3 protein-coding genes and 1 pseudogene are annotated in these 2798 nt (G+C 58.9%); 3 read left to right on the top strand and 1 reads right to left on the bottom strand.

What is annotated here, in order from left to right; translation table 11 throughout:
• Positions 1–104 precede the first annotated feature (104 nt).
• The 3 genes from tnpA to ATY29_RS34985 all read left to right on the top strand — a co-directional run bounded on the left by tnpA (position 105) and on the right by ATY29_RS34985 (position 2449).
• Positions 105–467 carry an IS66-like element accessory protein TnpA gene (gene tnpA, locus ATY29_RS34995; protein WP_009996987.1) on the top strand — a complete coding sequence of 121 codons (363 nt, stop codon included), beginning with the start codon at positions 105–107 and terminating at the stop codon, positions 465–467.
• Positions 464–811: an IS66 family insertion sequence element accessory protein TnpB gene (tnpB, locus tag ATY29_RS34990; protein WP_009996986.1), complete on the top strand. Its 348-nt coding sequence runs from the start codon at positions 464–466 to the stop codon at positions 809–811. The genes tnpA and tnpB overlap by 4 nt, the downstream gene beginning before the upstream one ends.
• Positions 812–883: 72 nt before the next feature.
• Positions 884–2449, top strand: a complete 1566-nt coding sequence (locus ATY29_RS34985) for an IS66-like element ISRel19 family transposase (RefSeq protein WP_009996985.1) — start codon at positions 884–886, stop codon at positions 2447–2449.
• Positions 2450–2630: 181 nt separating this feature from the next.
• On the opposite strand, the pseudogene ATY29_RS37250 reads toward ATY29_RS34985, so the two are convergent.
• Positions 2631–2798 (bottom strand): annotated as a pseudogene (locus ATY29_RS37250) (IS5/IS1182 family transposase); the annotation flags it as partial.

Genomic DNA, 2798 nt, shown 5'->3' with positions numbered 1-2798 from the left:
GTGAGCGTACGGTGAGCTGTTTTTGCTGATCGGCCAAATCAGGCGATGTTCTGGCATTAGAACCAGCATTAGTGCTGACATTAATACCAGAACGAAGAGGTTTCATGGCTCGCATAGAGATCATGTCCGGTACCGAGCGCAGACGGCGTTGGTCGGACGAGGCGAAGCTGAGGATACTTGCGGAAGCTGATGAGCCCGGTGCTCGCATTGGCGATGTGGCGCGCCGGCACGACATTCATCCGGGCCAGATCCGCTTGTGGCGGCAATCATTCAACTATGCCGATCGGCCGACGGTGTTCCTCCCGGTGGAAATCACGGAGGAGGTTGGCGTAAGCCAGCCGTCTACCGCATCAACAAGGCCGACGATCGTTGAGATCTTGCTTCGAAACGGTCGGAGCTTGAAGGTTGCGGTTGACGTTGAGTTGAAGCTGCTTGGCCCGCTCGTCGCTTGCGTGGAGGCGGTATGATCGGCCCATCGGGGAATGTGAGGGTCTATCTGGCCTGCGGAGTGACCGATATGCGGCGTGGCATTGATGGTCTGTCCGCGCTGGTGGAGACGGTCGTGAGGGAGGCACCGGGCTCGGGCGCAATCTTCGGCTTTCGCGGAAAACGCGCGGACCGGATCAAGCTGCTTTGGTGGGATGGCCAGGGGTTCTGTCTGTTCTACAAGATTTTGGAGCGCGGATACTTTCCCTGGCCGACGGCGAAAGAGGGTGTAGCGCACCTGACGCAGGCGCAGCTTTCGATGCTCGTTGAGGGGATCGATTGGCGACGCCCGGCGTGGACTTCCGCTCCCGGCCGAACGGGATAAAAGCTATATTTTGCAGGGGCATGGGAAGCTTAACGCTGGTGCGTCAGAGGCAAATCGGCTAGTTTCGCGGATATGGAAACAGCGCCGCTGGACAGTCAGGACGAGCTCAATACTTTGCGCGCACTCGTCGCGGAACAGGCGGCAAAACTTGAGAGCCAGGAAGCCGAGGTCATCAAGCGAGACTCCATAATCGGGCTTCTTCGCGCGCAACTGGAGCTTCTCCGACATCGGCAACATGGCGCGTCTTCGGAAAAGATCGACAGGAAGATCGAGCAATTCGAGCTGATGTTGGAGGAGATCGAGGCCTCCCGGGCCGAGGCTGAACAGCGCTCCGGGAAACCGCCTCTGCCGGAGTTGGACGACGCATCCGAGAAGCCGAAGCGCAAGCCTCTACCCGATGATCTCACCACCGAAGAACTGGTCTATGCAGCTCCCTGCAATTGCCCGACCTGCGGTGGCACTTCGTTCCTGAAGGCGGCCGACAGAGTGGTCCAGGTGCTGGAGCACGTGCCGGCGTCGGTCAAGATTGTCCGGCATGTCGAGAAGCGCATGATCTGCAGGGAATGCGATACGACAGTGGCTGGCGAGATGCCGACCTTGCCGATCGAGCGCGGCAAACCCGGGCCGGGGCTGCTCGCCCACATCATGATCGCCAAATTCGACGATCACATTCCCCTCTACCGCCTGTCAGAGATGTACGACCGGTTGGGGATAGACATCTCCCGATCCGTAATGGCCGACTGGGTCGGCCGGGTATCTGCATTGCTGACACCACTTGTCCTGTTAATCAGGGCCCATATCGCCGCACTCGACCGAATACATACGGACGATACCCCGGTCGATGTTCTCGACCCCGGGCGGGGCAAGACAAAAACCGGCAGGGTCTGGGTCTACATCTTTGACGGCAGTGGCTATCAATCCGCCACTCCCGCAGCCATTGCCTATTACTACAGCCCCGACCGCAGGGGCGCACATCCGGCTGATCACCTGGCAAGCTTCAGCGGCGTCATGCATGCCGACGGCTACGGGGGTTACAAGAAGCTCTATGGCAACCAGATCATTGAAGCCGCCTGCATGGCGCATGTGCGCCGCAAGTTCCATGATGTGATAAAGCTCAAGCCGTCTCCGATCGCTGAGGAAGCGCTGTCACGCATCGGCGCTCTCTACGATATCGAGAACCGTATCCGAGGCATGTCGGCTGACGAGCGGCGCACCCTGCGCCAACACCATGCCCGGCCTGTTCTGGACGAACTCAAGGCCTGGATCGAGGCGACACTCTCGACTTTGCCTCAGAAGCAGAGGCTGGCCGAGGCGATGCGATATGCCCTGTCGCGATGGGCAGCCTTGAGCGTCTACATCGACGATGGCCGTGTCGAAATCGACAACAACATCGCTGAACGAGCCATGCGTCCGCTTGGAATTGGAAGGAAGAACTGGCTGTTTGCCGGCTCGGACAAGGGCGGCGAGCGCATCGCCAACATCCTCACCATCATCGAGACGGTCAAACTGCAAGGCCATAATCCAGAGGTCTATCTGACGGATGTCCTGACCCGGATCCAGGATCACCCCGAAGACCGAATTGAAGACCTCCTGCCTTGGAACTGGACGCCGGCAAAAGCTCGATGCGAGGCCGCCTGATGGCGCGCTCGAGGTTCATCTACACACTCAGCCAAGTCGCCGGCATGATCGGCGAAAACCTCGAACTGATCGAAGAAGTGACCGCAAACTCGGACAACATCTCCGAAGGCGAACTGGTTTACGTCGGCGATGGCAGTGAAGACGGCACGAAGGGTCTGACCGAGAATGGCATCGAAGAACTTCAAAGCCTACTCGCCGACATCAGGACGTGGGACGGCGGTATCCGCGAGTTCCTCATCGACACACAGTGCGATCCTGAAATAATCGACCGCATCATGGCCGATGAGATGAAACGCGGCCTATAGATTCCATCTCTCGACACCCGAAAATGCGTTCGCCGGACGCTTAC

Origin of the sequence: Rhizobium hidalgonense (assembly GCF_002914525.1) — a bacterium.
GTDB classification, from domain to species: domain Bacteria; phylum Pseudomonadota; class Alphaproteobacteria; order Rhizobiales; family Rhizobiaceae; genus Rhizobium; species Rhizobium hidalgonense.
The sequence above is the reverse complement of the archived record's forward strand: the minus strand, read 5'-3'. Positions and strand labels throughout refer to the sequence as shown.

Bases quoted from the DNA above. Each gene is read 5' to 3' on its own strand.
- tnpB (WP_009996986.1), top strand. From the start codon at position 464: ATGATCGGCCCATCGGGGAATGTGAGGGTCTATCTGGCCTGCGGAGTG.
- ATY29_RS34985 (WP_009996985.1), top strand. From the start codon at position 884: ATGGAAACAGCGCCGCTGGACAGTCAGGACGAGCTCAATACTTTGCGC.
- tnpA (WP_009996987.1), top strand. From the start codon at position 105: ATGGCTCGCATAGAGATCATGTCCGGTACCGAGCGCAGACGGCGTTGG.